This is a genomic window from Microcoleus sp. K4-B3 (genome assembly GCF_036704615.1).
Classification (GTDB): Bacteria; Cyanobacteriota; Cyanobacteriia; order Cyanobacteriales; family Microcoleaceae; genus Microcoleus.
The window spans coordinates 1-20,666 of the sequence record NZ_JAUBSF010000106.1; the positions used below are offsets into that span (position 1 = coordinate 1).

Annotated in this window: 19 protein-coding genes and 1 tRNA gene; 4 read left to right on the plus strand and 16 right to left on the minus strand. The window is 45.4% G+C overall.

Annotated features, from left to right (window positions below):
- Window positions 1-470: 470 nt before the first annotated feature.
- The 15 genes from QUA78_RS28225 to QUA78_RS28285 all read right to left on the minus strand — a co-directional run bounded on the left by QUA78_RS28225 (window position 471) and on the right by QUA78_RS28285 (window position 16,539).
- Entirely contained in the window at window positions 471-2,363 is a 1,893-nt protein-coding gene (locus QUA78_RS28225) for an EAL domain-containing protein (RefSeq protein ID WP_333304537.1), read from the minus strand.
- Window position 2,364: 1 nt separating this feature from the next.
- Window positions 2,365-5,163, minus strand: a complete 2,799-nt coding sequence (locus QUA78_RS28230; protein ID WP_333304538.1) for an ATP-binding protein — start codon at window positions 5,161-5,163, stop codon at window positions 2,365-2,367.
- A 1,012-nt stretch (window positions 5,164-6,175) separates the two neighbouring features.
- Complete coding sequence (gene lptC, locus QUA78_RS28235) at window positions 6,176-7,372, minus strand: LPS export ABC transporter periplasmic protein LptC (protein ID WP_333304540.1); 1,197 nt, start codon at window positions 7,370-7,372, stop codon at window positions 6,176-6,178.
- Between the two features lie 190 nt (window positions 7,373-7,562).
- On the minus strand, window positions 7,563-8,168 hold the full coding sequence (locus QUA78_RS28240; RefSeq protein WP_006631885.1) for a LabA-like NYN domain-containing protein: 606 nt from the start codon (window positions 8,166-8,168) through the stop codon (window positions 7,563-7,565).
- A gap of 105 nt (window positions 8,169-8,273) precedes the next feature.
- A complete protein-coding gene (gene metG, locus QUA78_RS28245; RefSeq protein WP_333304541.1) occupies window positions 8,274-9,866 on the minus strand; it encodes a methionine--tRNA ligase in 1,593 nt (530 codons plus the stop codon).
- Window positions 9,867-10,197: 331 nt separating this feature from the next.
- The gene (locus tag QUA78_RS28250) at window positions 10,198-10,407 is read right to left on the minus strand and encodes a hypothetical protein (RefSeq protein WP_333304542.1); all 210 of its coding nucleotides are present in this window, start codon (window positions 10,405-10,407) and stop codon (window positions 10,198-10,200) included.
- 102 nt (window positions 10,408-10,509) lie between these two features.
- A complete protein-coding gene (gene hrcA, locus QUA78_RS28255) occupies window positions 10,510-11,652 on the minus strand; it encodes a heat-inducible transcriptional repressor HrcA (protein WP_445302391.1) in 1,143 nt (380 codons plus the stop codon).
- Window positions 11,653-11,952: 300 nt separating this feature from the next.
- A complete protein-coding gene (locus tag QUA78_RS28260; RefSeq protein ID WP_333304544.1) occupies window positions 11,953-12,819 on the minus strand; it encodes an alpha/beta hydrolase in 867 nt (288 codons plus the stop codon).
- Window positions 12,820-12,856: 37 nt separating this feature from the next.
- The gene (locus QUA78_RS28265; protein ID WP_333399146.1) at window positions 12,857-13,081 is read right to left on the minus strand and encodes a hypothetical protein; all 225 of its coding nucleotides are present in this window, start codon (window positions 13,079-13,081) and stop codon (window positions 12,857-12,859) included.
- Between the two features lie 199 nt (window positions 13,082-13,280).
- Window positions 13,281-13,436, minus strand: coding sequence for a transposase (locus tag QUA78_RS32990; protein WP_445302389.1), 156 nt, complete (start codon window positions 13,434-13,436; stop codon window positions 13,281-13,283).
- Window positions 13,437-13,793: 357 nt separating this feature from the next.
- The gene (locus QUA78_RS32995; protein WP_445302390.1) at window positions 13,794-14,024 is read right to left on the minus strand and encodes a helix-turn-helix domain-containing protein; all 231 of its coding nucleotides are present in this window, start codon (window positions 14,022-14,024) and stop codon (window positions 13,794-13,796) included.
- A gap of 251 nt (window positions 14,025-14,275) precedes the next feature.
- A complete protein-coding gene (locus QUA78_RS28270) occupies window positions 14,276-15,001 on the minus strand; it encodes a hypothetical protein (protein WP_006631881.1) in 726 nt (241 codons plus the stop codon).
- A gap of 214 nt (window positions 15,002-15,215) precedes the next feature.
- Entirely contained in the window at window positions 15,216-15,323 is a 108-nt protein-coding gene (locus QUA78_RS28275) for a zinc ribbon domain-containing protein (protein WP_333304546.1), read from the minus strand.
- A complete protein-coding gene (locus tag QUA78_RS28280; protein WP_333304547.1) occupies window positions 15,298-16,284 on the minus strand; it encodes an RNA-guided endonuclease TnpB family protein in 987 nt (328 codons plus the stop codon). The genes QUA78_RS28275 and QUA78_RS28280 overlap by 26 nt, the downstream gene beginning before the upstream one ends.
- A gap of 45 nt (window positions 16,285-16,329) precedes the next feature.
- Window positions 16,330-16,539: a hypothetical protein gene (locus QUA78_RS28285; protein ID WP_333399147.1), complete on the minus strand. Its 210-nt coding sequence runs from the start codon at window positions 16,537-16,539 to the stop codon at window positions 16,330-16,332.
- Between the two features lie 243 nt (window positions 16,540-16,782).
- Here QUA78_RS28285 and QUA78_RS28290 point away from each other — a divergent pair, with 243 nt between their 5' ends.
- From QUA78_RS28290 to prmC, 4 genes are all read left to right on the plus strand, one after another.
- Window positions 16,783-17,334, plus strand: coding sequence for a GNAT family N-acetyltransferase (locus tag QUA78_RS28290; RefSeq protein WP_006631880.1), 552 nt, complete (start codon window positions 16,783-16,785; stop codon window positions 17,332-17,334).
- 463 nt (window positions 17,335-17,797) lie between these two features.
- Window positions 17,798-17,871, plus strand: a tRNA-Pro gene (locus QUA78_RS28295).
- Between the two features lie 130 nt (window positions 17,872-18,001).
- Entirely contained in the window at window positions 18,002-18,865 is an 864-nt protein-coding gene (locus QUA78_RS28300; protein WP_333307272.1) for a Tic22 family protein, read from the plus strand.
- A gap of 285 nt (window positions 18,866-19,150) precedes the next feature.
- Window positions 19,151-20,038, plus strand: a complete 888-nt coding sequence (prmC, locus tag QUA78_RS28305; protein WP_333399148.1) for a peptide chain release factor N(5)-glutamine methyltransferase — start codon at window positions 19,151-19,153, stop codon at window positions 20,036-20,038.
- Between the two features lie 185 nt (window positions 20,039-20,223).
- Here the strand turns inward: prmC and QUA78_RS28310 are convergent.
- The coding region (locus QUA78_RS28310) for an IS66 family transposase (RefSeq protein WP_333399149.1) at window positions 20,224-20,666 on the minus strand (443 nt) is incomplete at its 5' end.

A 20,666-nucleotide genomic window follows, 5' to 3' on the forward strand; every position in this document is an offset into this window, starting at 1 on the left:
TCTGGCACGCTTACCACCCAAGTAGCGCTCACAAACCCAATTAGCGTCACTTTTTTCTCGTTATTCAGCAAGCCCTAGCTAAGGTTGCGATCGCTCACACTTAACTCATTTTGGTTATCAATCAGTTTACCGATCGGCAATCAACTTGGTTTGTTACCGCTCGATCGCATTTTTGACAAAATCAGATTTAACTCACGCCCGAACCTGAATTTTCAGGGATTCCTAACTAGGTTATGCTTAGTGACACAAATTTTGGAGTATTTCTACTCTTTACTCTCTCCAGGTTCCTTTTTATCCGCTCAATCCGTGTATGTGCAAGTTGGGGGTGCGGAATGTGGGTTTTAATGCCATTTTGCTCTTGGTAAAACCTACCGTTATAAGCTTTTTTACATTGAGATTGCATGATGAGATTAGGCTTTTGGGCCTGTCCTACGTTTCATAAAATTTATTGAGGCAAACTAGATGTGAGGTCAGCTTAATAGCCCTACTTTTAGGCCTAATAGTTCGGTTGCCTTGAAGCTGTCTACAGCTTGAGAAAATAAATATCCTTGGCCAAACTCACACCCCAACTCTCGCAGTTTCTGTAGCTGTGTTGGCGTTTCTATACCTTCTGCCACGATATCCATACCTCGGCTGCGAGCCAGCGTCACGATCGTCTGGATAATTTCTACGCCACTGTTGTCTGCCCCAATGCGGCTGACAAAAGAGCGGTCAATCTTTAAGGTATCAATGGGAAACTCGTGTAAGCGGCTTAAAGAAGAGTAGCCCGTGCCAAAGTCGTCGATACACAACAGAATGCCTAGAGCTTTTAGCTGCTTCAACATCTTTTCTTCCCTGGATACTGTTTCTAAAATGCAACTTTCAGTAATCTCTAGTTTGAGAGAGTAGCTTGGAATGCTAGTCTGCTGCAAAAGCTCCTCAATTCGATTGACTAGGTTTACTTGCTTGAGCTGCACGGCGGAAAGATTGACATTAATCGCCAAGGGAGGTGTTTGGGGAAACTGTTGCTGCCAAATACTAATCTGGTGACAAGCTTCCTGCAAAACCCACCACCCTAGTTCATTGATCAAACCAGTTTCTTCCGCCACAGGGATAAACTCGGCAGGCGGGTAGATCATACCAGATGCGTGACCCCAGCGGACCAGAGCTTCAAAGCCACTCAGTTTCCCCGTAGAAAGCGAGACAATTGGCTGGTAGTGAAGGCAAAATTCTTGTAGCCCGATCGCCCTTCTCAAGTCATTCTCCAACTGCAAGCGCGTCATAGCAAGAGTTTGCATCGCTGGATCGAAAACTTCGTAACGCCCTCTGCCTTGAGCTTTAGCATAATACATTGCGATATCCGCATCTCTGAGCACGTCTTCTGGGCGATCGTAACCCATTGTGCTCAGGATAATCCCAATGCTGATCTCTGTAAATACTTCATAATCATTCAAATTAAACGGCTGCCTTAATTGGTTTTGGATGCGTTCGGCCACCCTTGTTGGTTCATCAAGATCTTTAATATCTTCTAGCAAGAGCACAAATTCATCTCCTCCAAACCGCGCAACTACATCTGTGTGGCGTAAAGAAGCTTGCAGTTGACGAGCAACGCTTTTTAGTAATTCATCCCCAACCAAATGTCCGAGGCTATCATTCACAACTTTAAAGCGATCTAGGTCAATGAATAGCACCGCATATAAATAATCTTCACGTCTGTACGCCTTGCCGATCGCCTGTTGCAGCCGATCCATAAACCAAGCGCGGTTAGGCAAATCCGTTAGCGCGTCGTGAAAAGCATCATGTCCTAATTTTTTTTCCCTTTGCAACAACATAACTTGAGCCTGTTGAAGCTTGTTGCAGGCTTGTGTAAGATCAGCCGTTTGAGAAGCCACCCGTTCCTCTAACTCAAAAGTGAGTTTCTGCAAGGCGGCTTCCGCATCTTTTCGCGCTTCAATTTCCTCTTTGAGAAGCACATTTTGCTCTTCCAAGGTCTTGGTCAAATTTCGCAGTCTCAGGTGTATTTGCAGGCGGGCTAGGACTTCCTCTTGCTGAAAGGGTTTGGTTATATAATCTACTGCCCCCATTGACAGACCTTTAACCTTATCCACGCGATCGGTAAGAGATGTCATAAAAATCACAGGGATATCTTTCGTTGCCACCGATGCTTTTAAGCGGCTGCAGGTTTCAAACCCATCTATCCCCGGCATCATCACATCTAACAATATGATATTTGGCGAAACTTCTTGTAGCTTCTCAATCGCACTTTCCCCATCCTTAGCCACTAAAACCTTGAAGCCTGATTCCCTCAAAAAATCGAACAGAAGTTTTAGGTTATTCGGGTTATCGTCAACAATTAAAATTACATTGTCTTTTGGGGTAAGCATTTTATTTTCCAAAATGTGTTTTTACAAAAGCTAGAAGTTCTTTTTCTTCAAAATTTTTGGCAAATTGCAAGAGTTTATTAGCAAAGGGTAGATAGTTTCCGTCTATCTGCTTGAGTCTATTGGCTTCCTGCTCCACAACTTCAATATCGCCGATCCGAGCCGCATTAAATAGCGCTACAAGCTCTGTTGATGGCGGTATCACAAGCTCACCACTCTGAACATTTAATAAATTAGTGAAACCTTCCTGCTGTTCGTTCGCCAAATCAGCAGGTTGGTCGTAAATCCATTCTATTTGCAAGTAACTCTTTAATACTTCTAGCAATTCTTCTACTTGGATCGGCTTTGCTAGGAACTCGTTACAACCTGCTTCGTGGCTATTTTCCCGATCGAAGTTAAACACGCTGGCGCTGGATGCGATCAATATTACATCTTTAAATTCTGATGATTTCCGGAAGCGCCGCGACATTTCAAATCCATCCATTACTGGCATCACTAAGTCTGTGATAATCAGGTCTGGTTTAAACTCAGCAGCTTTATCTAAGCCCTCTTTTCCATCACAAGCTTCCATGATTTGAAAACCTAGTGGTTCTAAAAGATTTATCAGAAAACCTCGATTTTCAAATCGATCGTCTACTAGCATAATTTTATTTTTATTTCCTTTAAAGCCCTTTAAATTGATTGAATTATCGAGGGAGGTTTGCTCAATATATTCAGATGATTGAGTCAACTCTAAATCGAGGTAAAAAATGCTGCCTTGACCGAGTATACTTTCGACTTTTATTTCGCCTCCCATCATTTGAACAATTTTCTGTGCGATCGCTAATCCTAACCCGGTGCCTTCTGCTTTCTGCTGAATATTTCCGACTTGTTCAAACGGTAAAAATATTTTTTCTAACTGTTCTGGTGCCATTCCAATCCCAGTATCTTGGATCTGGAAACGAATTTTAGTAAGTGGTGATTGGTCGGAGTCTTCCCCCTCAGCTATTACGCCTACCTTAAAAATAACCCCTCCTTTTTCTGTAAATTTAATAGCATTGCCCAAAAGGTTAATCAAAACTTGGCGCAGTCGTTTTTCATCAGCACAGACAGCGTTAGGAAGTTGATTTAATACTTGATAATTAAATGTAATTTCTTTTTGTTCGGCTCGAATGCGACACATTTCCACAACTCCCATCAGAAAAGAAGGAAAATTAAAAGCTGAACTGTAAAGATCCATTTTATTGGCTTCAATTTTAGAAATATCTAAAATATCGTTAATCAGAGTGAGTAAGTGCGAACCACACTGGTGAATAATTTGGATCGCATCTTTTTGTTTAGGAGTTGTACTTTTATCGCGTTCCATGATTTGAGCGTATCCTAGAATTCCGTTCAAAGGAGTGCGGAGTTCATGGCTCATGTTGGCGAGGAATTCGCTCTTGGCGTGGTTAGCAGTATCAGCGGCAACTTTTGCCTCTTTTAGCTGACTTGTCCGTTCTTCTACTCGATTTTCTAGCTCTGAATTGGTCTTTTCTAAAGCAGCAAAAGACTCGCGCAATTGCTGTGCCATTTGGTTAAAAGATTGAGCGAGAATTCCCAGTTCATCTATGTCATTTACCTCTACTTTTTGGTCTAATTGACCGCTAGCGATCGCTCTACTCGCTTTACTCAAACGAAAAATCGGATGGGTAATCCAGCGGGAGGCGAGGATTCCTAACAACGTCGCTAGCAGTAACGCTAAAAAGCAGAGTAAGATAGTGCTGCGGGTATTGGCATTGATTTGCTCCATAAAGTCGGCTTCTGGAACGACTACAACAATCAGCCAATCAAGACCTCGACCATCTTGGAATGGGGATACTTGCACGAATTCCCGCTGACCATCTAGCATGAAGTCTAGTTGCTGGTTGCTATCAATTTCGGTGAAGTTACCAAAGCGTTCTATTAAATGCTGCGCTGTACCCTTTATCAAAGGTACGCTGCTTTCAAGCGCTTTTAACCTTTGCGTTTTTTTGCGATTTTTGCTGTAGATAAATGGCTTCTCAGCGCTGGAAGAAGCCACTAGCAAGCCAGAGCGTTCTATGATAAAAGTCTTTCCAGATTTACCAATTTTTAAACTTTGGAGAAAATGGCCGATTTTTGAAAGAAATAGATCGGTACTTACAACTCCTCGAAAAGTGCCATTTTTGTCGTAAACAGGTTGGCTAGCGGAGATTCCTAGGCTAGGTTGAATATAATATTGATAAATTTTATTCCATTGGGGTTTGCCTGCAACTTTTGCGGCTTTATACCAGCCTCGAATGCGGGGATCGTAGTCTGGGTGGGTTTCCTTAAACTGAGTCTGGTTACCCTCTCTATCTACGCTGACGATCGTATTGAGAAAATTAGTAGATCGATCGGTTATTTCAATAACAACACTGCCATCATCCTTATATCCAGCACCTGCATATTCTTTTTTTTCCCCTCCAAAACTGATGTAACTAACGGTGGAAAATTGCTTGAGCTGCCAGAAAAAGTAACTTCTCATCGAACCCATATTGTCTGGATTCCACAACCCAAAGCGGCGAATGGCATCGACGCTGATGGCATTGACCAAGTGGGGCGTTTCCAAGTAAGTGTTTAGTTGTTGATTGATGCGGGCGAGTACCTCGGTTCGTAATTGGCTAGTAACGTTGTTGACGGCAGTTTTGCCGTTGCGTAGGGAGAGCCAACCTGTCAGTCCCACAGCGGCAAAGATTTGCAGGACGAATGGTACGACTAAGACCAGGCGTAGCGGGATTTTTTGAGAGCTTTTTGCAAGTTCATGCTCACTTGCGATTAGTGTCATGGCGGAGTCATTTTAGTATTTGGATTGTTTCAATAACAACAGTCGCTCACTCTTAATCATTTAAAGTCAGTTCTAGGGAAATTATTGATTCCCTCTCTCTTTAAAGCCAATTGGTTTCATGATATCTTATTGTTGAATAACCCGGGTGAAAGGAGCAGCTAATACTGGTACAGTTGAGAAATTTATGAAAGAAAAAACAGCTACCCCATTTGAGACTGAAGCTCCACAAATGTCAAATGCGGTATATTTTGCTTGGCGTGGCAGTGTGAGCCTACGTGCAGATTGCATGGATATTGAGTACACCTCCCTTCACTTGTAGGTCAAGACCTCAATCCTAATTGATCTAAGCATACAATTATAGTCAGGGCTTACGCACGATACGGCCTGAAACCCACCTCCCCCCTGCTGCGCTTAAAAAGAGGGGAACCGCTTGAAAAAGGGGTACTTGAAATCCCACTTGGGAAGGGGCTTTGGGCGATCTATGCGTAAGTCCTAAGCTTACGCCCGCTTAATTGCGGTTTTAAACGGGCTCGGTGGCCCGTCCCACAAGAATTCTAAAACTGAGGAAATGGCAAACTAGATGCACAATAGCTTAATAGTCATAGTGCCTAGTAGCTAAATCAACCCTAAACTCAACAGTGCCATGAGTTCAGGTTGAATCAGATGCGAAACAGAAAAAGATTTGACTGCACGGGCGATCGCCGGAAACATAGGCGGCTGAGCGAGATAGCCTTGAAATCCGCTGTTTGCCAGTTTCGTTTTTTCTTCCAGGCATACGTCTAATCTCCCACACCCCATCTAAAAACGACAGCCGCACCCCCGGAGGCGAGAGAAGCAGTTCAACAGCCTTAAACTCTCTCCAACTTAATCCGTCAATTAAGATAGGTTCATCAAGCCTTTCTAAAGTTGTTTCTAAATTGTTGTCATCCCAACCCCTCCTTACTCAATCTCATCTTAATTATATCTGCGTTTATGGGCGCTCATCTGCTCGCATCTGCGATCGCAATCCTATCTACTTTCCCAAAGTTCCCTTGTACTCGTCCGGTACAAATTCCGTAACCACTTGGCCACCACCACCGTCCCCTTTGACAATCACAGTTTGATTTTTCAACTCTCCCGCCGCCCTCGGCCCAGTCAAATTAAACACCGGATTTAGTTGCTTGTAAACCACATTTCCTTCTGCGTCGAAAGTCTGGTTAGTTAAATACCACGTTACTCGATCGGTATTTAATTGAGCTTGACGTTTTTCTCCGATTCCTACCACATTTCCCGTCAAATAAAAGATTTTTTTTTCTAAATCTCCCCGCCCCGTATCCCCAGTCATCGTTACCTTTTCCACGCGGTGAAATACCTTCACAGGCCCGGGCGATATCACATATTGCGCCGGAAAATTCCAACTCATCAAACTGCTTTCTATTTGCAGCGGCGGGTCTGATGGCATCAACTGAGCGTTTTTCGTCAGCGTCGCAATCTTGGTTTTTAAGTCTACATCTACTTGATCCGCAAAACCGCTGTCTGTTACTATTTTGTCTTTGTATCTATCAATTTGAGTTGGTTTGTCGCTGTTTACCTTTTGTTGCTCCACAAACCACACTAAGTGCTCAGTTCGCAATTGCAAAGCTGGATCTTTAACATTGGCCACCACATAGCCGAATAACTCCATTCTCTTAGCCCTACTGAAAACCCGCGCTTCCTTCGCTGAAGCCGTCACCTGTTTGTTCTCTCCCGTCAAATTGTTGCGGACAACTAAGACATCTTCCTTCGGCCGCCACTCCAACTCATTTCCGCGCAATACCACTCCATTTTTAAGGTCAGTAGCGACTATGTTACCTTTGAGAAAAACCTGATTTCCTTCCTGAAATACCTGCCCCGTTTCTCCCTGAATGTCGTAAATTTCTTTGCCGTCCTGAAATAATTTACCCACAGGTTTCTGAATGTTAACTATCTTTTTGTCTTTGCTGTAAACGGCATTTTTCGAGTTTACTTTCCAGAATGTCTCCCCCTTTTCGTTTGCTTGCTCTAGAGTTACTTTGTTCAAAGTTAAAGTGCTGTTTGACTGTTGAGCAGTTTTGAGATCCTCAGCTAATTTGTTCTTTTGAGTTTCTTGCGGAGCCGCACAAGCACCAACCCCCAAAATCAGTGCTGCTAAAAATAGCAGCATCAATTTTGGGGATTTGAGATTGGGGATTTGGGATTTGAGATTAATCATTGGCCAATGGGAATTGGTAATAGGTAATTGGGAATTGGTAATAGGTAATTGGGAATTAATAATTGGGTATTGAAAAATAATTAATCAAAAATTAAAAATGTGTCATGTTTTGTCTAAATTTTTAACTTTTAATTCTCATTGATTTAACCCATTAACCATCACCCATTACCCGTTACCCATTACCAAATCCCTATCTGTCGTCGTGTTCCTCCATCAAGCTCAGACCTGACAAAGGGCGGTAAGCATAATTAGGGCGCGATGTTTTTTGGATGTCGTCCTTAATCATTTCCAAATCGATATAGCGATCGGCTACATTAATCAAACTGTCGCTCGTCATCGATCGCAAACTCACCACCTCAACCCGCACGCCGCGATAGCTCACAGCGTCTACAGCATAAGCCAAATCGCCGTCACCGCTGACCAGAACCGCCGTGTCGTAAGACCCCACTAAAGCCATCATATCCACAGCGATTTCTACATCTAAATTCGCCTTCTTAGAGCCATCTGGCAACTGTACCAAATCCTTTGAAATCACCCGGTAGCCGTTGCGGCGCATCCACAGCAAAAACCCTTGCTGTTTTTCGTTAGTGCGATCGACACCCGTGTAGAAAAAAGAGCGCAGCAGCCGCGAACCCGCAGTTAAACGGCACAGTAGCTTAGTGTAATCAATTTCAATTCCTAACTGCAAAGCCGCGTAAAAAAGGTTAGAGCCGTCAATAAAAATTGCTACTCGACCCCGATTTTCTAGCACCTGTTCCGGCGTAAAAAGGTCATTGCTTTCTATTCTATTCAACATGATTGTTATGCCTCAATTTTTATGAAAGATTGGTAAGGAAATAACTGCTAATTCGTAGTCTGTCATAACACTCAGAGCGCTGGCTGCCAACTATGAAGGTACTGTTTACAGCAGTTCTAGCCGCTTAAAAACAGGTTGGGGTTCCCCCAAAGTTTGGTTCGCCGGCAAAGCGCCCCAGGCAGCCTGAGCTGCAAAATTCGCTAAACTGTTAACTGTAACTCGATCGTTAAAGTCAATTGAAAAACCTAGCTGCTGATAGATAGCGTTGCTGATATTGGGAATAATCGGCGATAAAAGGTAAGATGCTAGTCTAACAGATTCCAGAACAGAATATAGCACTTGTTCGACACTTTCTATCTGTCCCTGCTTGTACAAACTCCAAGGTGCTTGCACGTCAATAAACTTGTTCCCGGCTCGAACTAATGCAAGCACGGCTTCGCAAGCCTTGCTAAAAGCCAAGTCTTCGTAAAAAACCGCTACTTGCTCGCCCAAACCCAGGCTCATAGCCTTGAGAAGGTTGTCGCCGTCAATGTTTTCTCCTAACACATTTGGTACGCAGCCACCGCAATATTTGCGAGCCATGTTTAGGGTACGATTAAGCAAATTTCCCAAATCATTTGCTAGCTCAGCATTCAATATATTGATAAACCGAGTTTCGTTAAAATCGCCGTCCTCTCCGAACTCAATTTCTTTGAGGAAATAGTAACGCACTGCATCAGCGCCGTATTTCTTGACCAATTCGACGGGATCTAAAGTATTACCCTCCGTTTTCCCCATTTTTTTGCCATCTTTGGTCAAAAACCCGTGAGCGAAGACCCGGGCCGGCACCGACAGACCCGCTGACACCAGCATTGCCGGCCAGTAAACTGCGTGGAAGCGGAGAATATCTTTGCCGATCAAGTGCAGGTCAACCGGCCACCATTTAGATAAAGCATTCTCCAACGTCGGGTCGCTGTCCGGATCTACCAAGGCGGTGACGTATCCCAGCAAAGCGTCAAACCAGACGTATATGGTGTGACTGGGGTCAACCGGCATTGGCAGACCCCATGCCAGATTCACTCTAGAAATCGAAAAGTCTTGCAGTCCAGAGTTGACGAAGCTCAGCACTTCGTTGCGGCGACTTTCCGGCGCGATGAAGTCGGGACGTTCTGCGTACAAGGCCAGCAGTTGGTCTTGATACCGCGACAGGCGAAAAAAGTAATTTTCCTCGTCGCGCCACTCAACTTCCTTGCTGGTGTGGACAGAGCACCGATTTCCTGGCAACAAATCCCGTTCATCTTTGAATTCTTCGCAGGAAACGCAGTACCAGCCTTGTTGCTGGTTCAAGTAGATGTCACCGGAGTTCCAGACGCGCTGGAAAAATTCTTTGACAATGTACTCGTGGCGCCGCGAAGTTGTGCGGATGAAGCGATCGTACTGGATGTCGAGTTGCTCCCAAAGCGCCTCAAACCCCGGAACCACTAAGTCGCAATGAGCTTGGGGCGATCGTCCCAAAGTCTCGGCTGTCCGCTGAATTTTCTGCCCGTGTTCGTCCGTCCCCGTCACTAGCAAAACTGATTTGCCCCGCAGCCGCTCAAATCGGGCTAGGGCATCGGCTGCCATAGTCGTGTAAGCGCTGCCCACGTGAGGTAAATCATTTACATAATACAGAGGCGTTGTGATCGCAAAGGTATTCTTAGTTTTATCGGTCGATTTCATTGAATGCTAAAAGAAAATTCCCTAAATTTTGTTCGATCTTAACTCAGCGCTTAACTTTTTTATGAAGTGGCAATCAAGCCAAATTTACTGCAAGTTATGTGCAATTGTCTAACCCGGGCTATTCCTAAAAGAAATATCGCTTTCATATCAACACTAATCTTTTTTAGATATTTTTGACGAACTCTCTAAAATGTCTTAATATTTTGACATTCTGCTGCCTTCGGGAACCCCGCAATCGTCGCTCCCGCGTTCTCAGTTCATTTTGTGCAGCCGCGATCCCTAGAGCCGGTGAGGCCCACCTGGTTTGCATCAAAACTCCTCGGTTGGGCCGCTAAACCCGCCGCTCGACTGGCGCTCCGCGACCACTTTCTGTGAATGCGCGATCGCTCGCCATCGCCATCTCTTTCCCCCGATCGCCGGAAAGTCGATCGCCCGCAACTCCTGCCAGTTTCCGAACCGATCCTGGACGCAGAAACCGGGTTTTTGACGAAAATTTCTCGTGAAGCGCGATCGCTTTAGTTTCTTGCCCCAAAAAGAGCATGAAAGCGTAGGTTTTTTATCACAAAACCCAGTTTATCAAGGTTGCCAGTGCGTCCGGGACAGACAATAAAACCCCAAGCCAGTTAAGCTTGGGGCTATCAAATTAGGGTGCATCTAACAAGGGATTATCCGATCGCCCTCGCTCGCCATCAGGAAAACTAACTCGATTTCCGCCAATAGCTTCTGACAAATAATCCGCCGCAGCTTCCACCACCGCGATCGCATTTTCGTAAACCATCCGCGTCGGCCCCAAAACCCCAACGCTACCCACCGGCACCGAGCCCCGGCGGTAAGTCGAAGAAATTAGAGTACAGCCACGAATTGGTTCTAAGGAATTTTCTGAACCAATACGCACCGTTACCCGCTTCCCGGGGGTGTCCAACTCAGGCGATTCAAAAATCAAAGGCCAAAGCAGTTCTTGCTCTTGTTCGAGCAGTTGCACCAAGGTTTGAACTTGTTGCAACTGCGAAAACTCAGGCAAGCGCAGCGCTTCTGCCAAACCGCCGATCAGAATCCGCGTGTAGGTTGGATTTCTTTGGCGGCTGCTCAAAGCAGTCAGCATGGTTCCCATCCACTCAGCGTACAGTTCAAAGTCCCGGTCTAACTCGCTCCAGTCTACAGTCGAGAGTTCCGAGAGCGATCGTCCCCGCAACTTGCTGTTCAAAAAATTCGACAAAATCTGCAATTCGCGATCGACGATTTCGACATCAGGCCTGTTACCTTCTGCGTCCCTCGGCAACTGCACCAAAACCGACTGAGTTTCGTAGGCATCCGTCACCACGATCAGCATCACCTTTCCCGGCTCTAGCTGCACCAGTTGCAAGTGGCGCAAGCAAGCCATATTGGTTTGCGGTATGGTGATCATGGCTATGTAACCGCTGATAGTTGCCAGGATTTGAGCAGCGCCGCGGAGTGCCGCGTCCATGCGACCATCCGACCAATTGAGCTGGTCGAGTACCTGTTCTACCTTGCGGGCCAGCGTATCAGACGGCTGAATCAACTGGTCTACGTAAATTCGGTAGCCGGAGTCAGAGGGGACTCGTCCTGCCGAAGTGTGGGGCTGATAGAGCAATCCAGCTTTTTCAAGAGTCCCCATCGCATTGCGAATTGTAGCTGGGCTGACGCTGAGGTTGAATTCGTCAGCCAAAGCTTTTGAGCCAACGGGTTCCGCTGTAGCTATGTAGTGGCGAACCGTTGCCCAAAGGATGTGTTGTTGCCGATCGGTGAGGTTAACGCGCACAGATATTTAAGCAGAATTAGTATTCAGACAATTTGCCACTATCGAGTCAGAAGCTCTGTCCTTAAGGGCGATCGGGCAGAGTTATCTATTTAACATAACAGATTTAGGCGAAGGAAGTTCAGCAACGGATTCTGTACGGGATTTAACGGATTGTGTAACTGATTTAACTGATCGATGTTGAGGGAATGAACAGGGAGAAATGTTTTAACTTTTAACTTGTAACTTTACTATTTGGGAAGATTTGCTTCCCCGAACCGGATCTCTGCCCAATGCCCCATTCCTCGGTTTCGCTTTACCCAATGCCCTTTAAGTGTGTTCTTTCAGAATATTTTGCAGGTAACTAGCCACTGCATCCGGCTGTTCCACCATTGCCAAATGGCCGCAATCGGGAACCTGAAGGACATTCTCGCCGCCACCTTGGAACATCCAGTGAAAGCTAGCCAAATGCAGCACGTATTTGGGTTCCATAATTTTGTCTTTAGTGCCGGCAATAAAATAAACAGGCTGCTTGAGTTGGGACACAATTTGTGGCAAGAGGTGAATTTCCGGTTCTGTGGTCGAGTCCAACAAAGCCCCCAAAGCTGCCTCTGGATGAGCTCCCACGAAATCTCTCAAGCGCTGCCGTCCCCAGGAGCGGCCGATCGAGCGGGCTACAGAATCGCGGGCAAACACGAAATCTGCTAACGGCAAGTGAGGCAGCCAGCCGGGACGCATTGCCACTAGCTGCTTGCCGACCGCTCGAAACCGCTCGAATTCTTCCTTAAGATAGATGCCGCCGCCTGCATTCATGCAGACGACACCTTTAACGCGATCGGACAATTGGCTGGCTCCCCAAAGAGCGATCGTACCGCCCAGAGAATGTCCTACCAGCCAAGCACAAGAAATATCGAGTTTTTCTAATAAAATTGCCAAATCGCGAGCGTAAGCTGCGGGAGTGTAGCAGGAATTTAGCGGTTCCGAAGGCCCGGTATAGCCGCCGTCGGATTGAGAATCGCCAAACCCCCGCAAATCGTAGGTCAGGCACTGATAGTTTGGTGCCAAGCGATCGGTCAAAGGTTGCCAATAGCGACGGCTTAACAGCCAGCCGTGGACAAATACCAGAACCGGAGAAGTTGCAGTCGGAGTCGTCAAATCGTAAGCGTGCCGAACCCCTAGGATGTCGATTTTTGCCATAATTTTATTTTATCCGCTCTCTAATACCTATGTAAACCTATGTAAATAAGTCAAAAAAACTCAAATCTATCGATTTACCGCTTACTTCCTGCTTCAAACCGATCTTAAGCTGACGCTCAAGATGTTTGTCCACTTCACAGGCAATCTTGGCATAGATTGCCATTTTATCTGAACGCCCTGAAATAAATATCCCTTCAAACCAGCGTTCTATGTTTTTTGCAGTATTCAAATCTATGTCTGGTGTATTACCGGTAACATACATAAATGCGATTTTTAAAGGGCATTTTGTTGCGACGATCTCCACAACTTGAGCAGATTGGAAAACAGGGAAACCATCTGTATATCAGTGTTAATTGAGATAAAAAGTTTTCTATTTTGTATTCTAGTTGAGGTTTTAATTGGGACATCCCACAGTCGGCTATTGTACCTGCTAACTTGTGATTATTCAAAAACGTTTTAATCTATAAATTCTCTATATTTACTTCGCCGTGGTTTTTGGCTAGGTAATACCTAAGTTTATGGAGTGCATTTTTGCGGACTTTTGCGACTTTTACGTGTAGCTTCGCCAGCTTCTTTACTCCTTTTATACGGTTATAACCTCGGGCTTTACGACTCACCGCCGCTGTTTGCGCTTCAACTTTTTGCTCATCTTTCGGTAAGCTTTGGGGTTACCAAATACTTGACTGTTAGAGCAAACACCGAGTTCTTTAATACCGATATCAAAGCCCACAGACAGTCGTTCTACCTCGACTCTGGGCGATTATATGTCAGATCGTACCGCTATCAATCATCGGTCAGCGGTGCGACTAATTACGCAATTGTGTGCGGTTGTAATGGGTAACGTTTCGCACAGTCTAACCCAACCTATTTTATGAAGATTGATACGCTTACCATCGTTGTTAATTCTTGGTTGAGATTTTGTACTTGCTCTCGAAAAAAAACACATCAGTTCATGCTTGCTGTGATGATAGTTTTTAACTCTTGTAATACGACGGGTAAATACTTTGAATTTCAGCTACAAAACGTTTTGGTAATTTGATCGGTTTAGGGATTTTTACGGTTTGATCTGTTGCTCGCAACGCCAATACTTCTAGCATTATCCCGTTCGCCCAATTGTAAGCGTGTCTTGCTACTCTACAATGTTGACGGAATAGAGCCACCTGTTGATTATTAGGTTTTAATTCGGTCTTAAACGAAAGTTGCACTTTTTAAACTCCCGTATTGATCTCGCAGGTCTTTTCTATTATGGCGGTTCTTTGGTAGATGAGGTACGCAATCAAACTTAAAAAGCTTGACAACACGATAGTTTCGGCGTATCCCATTTTTATGAGAACCGCTATCTACACTCGTTTGTACGAACAATCTTGCCGAGCTTTTAACCCTATGTCACTGGAAAACTTCTGCAAACTAATGTCTAGTTATGTAAATCTAGTTATTTAGAACTCGGCAGCTTGCCCTAAAACCGCTCGCCCAGCAATCTTTGTCGCACCCCCTCAGCGATTTTCTGCCCCAGATACTCGGGAATTAAACTTTCATTTGGCCCCAACAAGTAGAGAATCAGGCGAGTTCGCCCCCGCCAAACCAGCAAATTAGCATTTACCACCAACAAATCCTCTTGCCAGATGGCATACATAACTTTGTAAAAAAGTCCCGGTTGATTATCTGCTTCAATCAGCAAAGCTGGCAAGTGGAAAACCGGATCGACGTAGAATTCAGTTGCCACATCTTCCAAACCTGCGTCTAAATTAAATTCAACTGCCAACATCTCTTCAACCTCAAAATGCCCTGCCAATGCCTCTCGAACTGCTCTACAGACGTTTTCTGCTGTTTTATCTGCCAGTACCTTGCCACCGCGAGATACGACCAATTTGATAAATACCAGCATCGGCGGGTAAATTTGACCGTACAGACTCAGACTGTGAATCGTCAGCCCGTAGGCCGCCAGCACTCCAAAAATATCGCTCAATAGAAAAGACTGGTTCCGGTAAGCAAAATGCAGGGCACTTTTGTTACCTTCGGCTCGGATTTCGATGACTGCTTGCCGAGTTTTGTAAAGCTGGTAAGCTAATTTGAGGTTTTGCAACTGGATTTCGCTGCTGACAAATTGCTCATAAAACTGCGGAAACGCTCGGTTAAAGCGCTTGAGGAGTTCTAGTGTAGATGGTTTTAAACCCGAAGCCATAATTGAGGGGAAGGTGCGGGAGCAGAGGAGCACAACTTAAGTCGAATCGTCAAATCGAAAATCCCATCGCCATAAGGCATGGAAGAGTAAATACCTAGTATATCTGCTCGATAAAACTTATCTAGACTTACCCAAAGTTATTCTTTGAGTAATTAGTGTTTACTTCCTACGCTGTTGGGTGGTCGGCCATCCCAAGATAAGTAGGCTATCCCCCTCAAGCCGAGGGTTGTTCCCAGTTTAAAATATTCAAACTGGCGTTTAAGTCACGGTCAATTGAGCGGCCACAAACAGGACAATCATAAGTTCTGAGATTCAGTGGCATATCTTTTTTTTTTTCCACAGTTCGAGCAAGTCTTAGAACTAGGAAACCATTGGTCTATTAGCACTAAACTTGCTCCATACATCTGACACTTGTAAGTCAGTTGGCGCTTGAATTCGTAAAACCCTAAGTCGGATCTAGCTTCCGCCAGCTTATGGTTAGCCATCATCCCCTTTACATTCAAGTCTTCAATCTTAATCAGCTTAAAAGTCTTAGCCAAATAAGTCGTCAACTTATGCAGGAAATCTTTGCGGTGGGCGGATATTCGTGAATGAATTCGACTAATTTTATTGTAGGTTTTCCGCTGATTGTTAGAACCATTTACTTGTTTTGAGGCCTGACGTTGCAATATTGCTAGCTTGGTTTTCGCTCGCTTCAACGGTTTCGGCGCATCAAATACTTGATTGTTTGACAACGTAGCAAAAACTTTCACCCCTAGATCGATTCCTATCGAATCTTGGAGTTGCTGGATTGGCAAACGTTCCACATCAACACAGAAAGAGACAAACCAATGGCTTCCTTCTTTTGATAAGGTAAAGGTTTGAGAGACAAAACTACATTCCAGTGGTTCATGAAGTCGAAATGTCCCCAGTGTAGGAATTTTAATTGTGTTTCCAGCACTGAGTACAACTTTTCCGTTAGACGAATCTACAGTAAACGATTGCTTATTTCGACGACTTGCAAATGTGGGATGACCAGATTTTCCTGAGCGATATCTGCTAAACGCATCTTTTAAATCAATTAATGCGTTTTGATACACTCGGCTGGATAGTTGATTCATCCAAGCAAATTCAGGTTGTTTCTTGACGCGATTGGTCAAGACTTTTTTGACTTCGTTAATTACTTTTGAGTCCGAAAACTTACCTTCACTGTACATCTGAGTCCGAAGACTCAATCCCATGTTAAAGACAACCCGCCGAAATCCTGCGTGTTTTGCCATCAAGGTTGCTTCTCTATTATTCAATTTGAGGGCTAATTTGACAGAAAACATACAAACCTCTTTTGGCGATTAACTATGAACAAGTTTAGCTAATTTTTTCGGGATTAAGTTGTACTCCTCAGTAAAAGCAGAAGCCAAATCTGTTTTGGAACGTATCACGCGAATGTCACCGTTGCGCCATTCCAGTGGTATTTCCCACCAAGGGTATAAGTTCCGGCGCGATCGGCGGCACTCAAAAGAAGCATTTCCCAAAATGCCTCTGTCCTGGTTCGGCAACAAATTTTACCTTAAAAGCGGGTTGTCCGGGCACTGGCTAGCAGAACAGTTCTACCAAACTTGACAGAATAAAAAAAGCGCAGACTCAATGTTGGACGACAAATCCCTGTTTTCGGCGTAAGATGAGTGTACCGTAAACTGTTCCTCAAGAGGCTACCGGCAATTCATCCTACGCCGATCGGAGTGGGTTTATCTGTCGGGTTCTCTTTCTCGTCGTCCAACTTCTACTACCTTAACCGCGCCTGCATGGGTTTTTGGAAAAACTTATTTAGTAGTTCTGAGTCTGCCTCTGTACCCCAAACAGCGGAATTTGAGGAAGATGTGGCTGTTGGGTTAGGCGATCCGCTTTCCCCAACGTTTCGCAAACCCGCCAGCGGCAACGCTCGCATCTTTTTCAGTTGCGATCGGGACATTGACCTCTACGAACTCGAAGAACTTTGTAATGCAGTGGGTTGGTCCCGCCGTCCCCTGCGTAAAGTCAAAAAAGCTATTCAGCACAGCTTCCTAGTCGTCTCTATGTGGGAGATGCGGGGCAGCCAGCGACGGCTGGTGGGTTTCGCCAGAGCGACTTCAGACCATGCTTTTAATGCCACGCTTTGGGATGTGGTAGTTCATCCTGACTACCAGGGCAAAGGCATGGGCAAGGCGCTGATGAAATACATCATTAAAAAACTCCGCAGTGAAGATATCAGCAACATTACCTTATTTGCTGACCCTCAGGTGGTGGATTTTTACCGCAATTTGGGCTTTATGTCCGATCCAGAGGGGATTAAAGGTATGTTTTGGTATCCAGATTAGCCCAGAGGTGCAGGTCGGCGTTGATTTGTTGAGGAAATACCATACAATATTAACGCTGCCAACACCGACTGCACCTGTGCGTTGCGGTCAGTTACGCTTGGATGTATCCCGGCAGCAGGGCAGTTATGAAGCTGTGCAAGTATTGTCAGTCGATTTGAGATTTGAGACTTCGGCGTGAGACTTCGGCGAGACGTTCGGCGATCGCGACTTGACGAGCGCTGAGTCGAACGATTTGAGATTTGAGATTTATTCCACAGATGAATCTGGGAGATTGAACAAGAGTCTAAAATTGTGGGCGGCTCACGACAGAAGTACGTGGCACGGTATCCGTTTTTGGGTGGGGTCAAACCGCACAACCTGAAAAAAACTTCGCCTTAGCTGCATCGAGAGCTAAATATTTAAAAAAACTTGACAAGCTAGCGATTTTGTGCGTTAATTGGTAGAGGTTAGCTAACTATAACACCGGGATGTAGCGCAGCTTGGTAGCGCGCCTGCTTTGGGAGCAGGATGTCGCAGGTTCAAATCCTGTCATCCCGATCGAATAATGTTAAATAATAGATTGAAGCAAAAACTGCCTCTAATGAAAACTGAGGCAGTTTTTGCCGATCGTGTGAAAGCGCGAGTCTTTGCGTTAATGTGTTTCAGGATCGCTCCTGATGGAAAAAACATGAAATCATTAGTTCGTTTGGGCGCAATATTGGGAATTGTCGGCAGCGCTCTGCTGGGCCCCTCCCCAATTGGCAAGATGTCTGCACTGGCACTGCCGGAACCGCAAATTTTGGAAAAATTGCGATCGGTGCCAGTATTTACGATTACAGACGCTCAGGGTGCGCCCCTGATCGCTTCTGTTCCCAAGCAGGGTCAGGGTCAAACTGGTAATGCTTCCGTGGCGGGAATTTTCATCAGCCAGAAAGATGCTCAAGCTTTTGTCGCTCAACTGAAAACCAAAAATCCTCAGTTGGCGGCGTCGGTGCGCGTGATGCCGGTGTCGCTGGGGGAAATTTATCAGCTCACTCAAGCAAATAAAGGCAAGCCGGAGGAGGTGCAATTTGCTTTCGTTCCGGCTCCGGTGCAGGTGCAGTCGGCTAAAACTGTACTTCAGCAGACTGGTCAACAAGTTAACGAGTTCAACGGTGTACCTCTGTTTTTGGCCAGAGGCGGCGCGGAAAATGGTTATTTGACGATTCAGCGGGGTCAACAAGAGGTGATTCCCTTGTTTTTTAACAAGGAGGATTTGCAAGGAATGGTCGATCGTTTTAAGCAGCAGCAGCCGAACGTGACTGCCGCAATTAAGATTGAGGTGGTGAACTTGGAGAGCGTTTTGGAAGCTTTGCGCACTGAGAACGACCCGTTTTTGACCCAAATGATTTTGATTCCCTCGCGGGAGTCCCTGGAATTTGTGCGATCGCTCCAACCTGCCGGTGCGGGCCAAAATCCACAGCTTGCTCCGAATCAAACTCGGCCGGCTCCTGGCTCTCCGGCTCCAGCTCGGCCCACTCCAGCTCCGGCTCCAGCTCGACCGGCTCGCTAATAGTTAGCCAGCAGTCATCAGTCATCAGTCATCAGTTATCAGTCATTAATTAGTAGGTTGGGTTTCTCGACTCAACCTACTATTTACGAATTAGCAATTAGCAATTAATATCGTTTCCGGTAGCATCGGAATTATTAGCCACAATTAGGACACGGCAGTGCCGTGTCCCTACAATATTATTTTCGGTAGGGACACGGCACTGCCGTGTCCTCTATATCATAAGGAGTGCAACCGGAATTGATATAACAATTAGCAATTAGCAATTAGCAATTATTACAAAGTCTTATGTTTGTTTCTGGTTTAGAGCTTTGGGAATGGGCGAATCAAGCTAAAACCGAGGCGATCGCCTCTGACATTCCCCTAGCAGAAATCGACTGGCTGCTGAAAGAGCTGGCTGGTTTGGATAGGTTGGCTCTGCGTTTGGAGTCGTTTAAAAATTTGCCAAAAATTGAATTAAAGTTGTCTTTATCTGAACTTGCTCAATTGTGGCAGCGGCGCTTGCAGGAACGGGTGCCGGTGCAGTATTTAACCGGAGTTGCACATTGGCGGCATTTTTCGCTCAAAGTAACGCCGGCGGTGCTAATTCCGCGTCCTGAAACGGAATTGCTGATCGATTTGGCTGTAGAAGCTGTTAAAAGCTCTTGTATCAATCCAAAATCGCATTGGGTGGATTTGGGGACGGGCAGCGGGGCGATCGCGATCGGCTTAGCTTGTGCGTTGACAAATGCTAGGATTTATGCGGTAGATTGCAGTTCGGAAGCTTTGGCAGTTGCTCGATTCAATGCTGAGAATTTGGGTTTTGGATCGCAAGTTAATTTTTATCAAGGTTTGTGGTGGGATCCCTTAGCATTTCTCAAAGGTCAAGTCAGCGGCATGGTGTCTAACCCCCCTTACATCCCCAGCAGCACGGTGCTGACTCTGCAACCGGAAGTTTTAAAGCACGAACCTCATCTGGCCTTAGACGGCGGTTTTGACGGGTTAGAGTGCATCCGGCATTTGGTAGAAACGGCTCCCGATTATTTAGAATCGGGGGGAGTTTGGCTGGTTGAGATGATGGCGGGACAGGCTGAGGCGGTAGCTGATATGCTGGAAAGTCACGGGAGTTATGGCAAAGTTCAGATATTTTCGGATTTAGCAGGAGTCGATCGTTTTGCCTTAGCCTATCGACGTTAGGGATCAAGGCAAAAAAAGATATAATTTATCGAATGTGCATTGTTGCTTGATTTTCCGATATCTAGTTGGCAAAGAAGTAAGAAGGTATTGTCATCATAAATGGAAGCATCATTTCTGACTTTTCCCAGTACCAATACCATCGCATAGATGTCTGTCACTATCGCTAACAGTAGAAGTTCACGGGGTTAGCGTGGCAGAAGAGAAGGAGGAATCCGACCAGAACGAGTACTCAAGACAGATTCAGTCAGGAACTCAAGAATATTCCGGTCTTGCAGCTTGAGAGAAGACACGACGGTGAGTAAACGGGCAACAAACAGACTTCCTGCTGCTGAATCTGAACCAAAGCTAGTCCGTCGCCAAATCACAGCAGGGCGAATGGCTCTTTCAGCGGCATTATTGGTCGGCTCTACACCATCTGAGGAGATAAATAACCACAGAGCCACTTCCAACTTTAGTAAATTACGGCAAGTCCGCACAGTTTTTGCCAGTGGGGTCTTTTCCCTCTCGTCGATGTCTAACTGCGAAGCTTCTAGCAAGATGCTCAAAACTTTAGTCTTAATAGGTTCAACCCTTTCTTTCAACTCCGAACGAGTGAGTTGGTCATTTCTAAATTTATGCCAGAGATTGA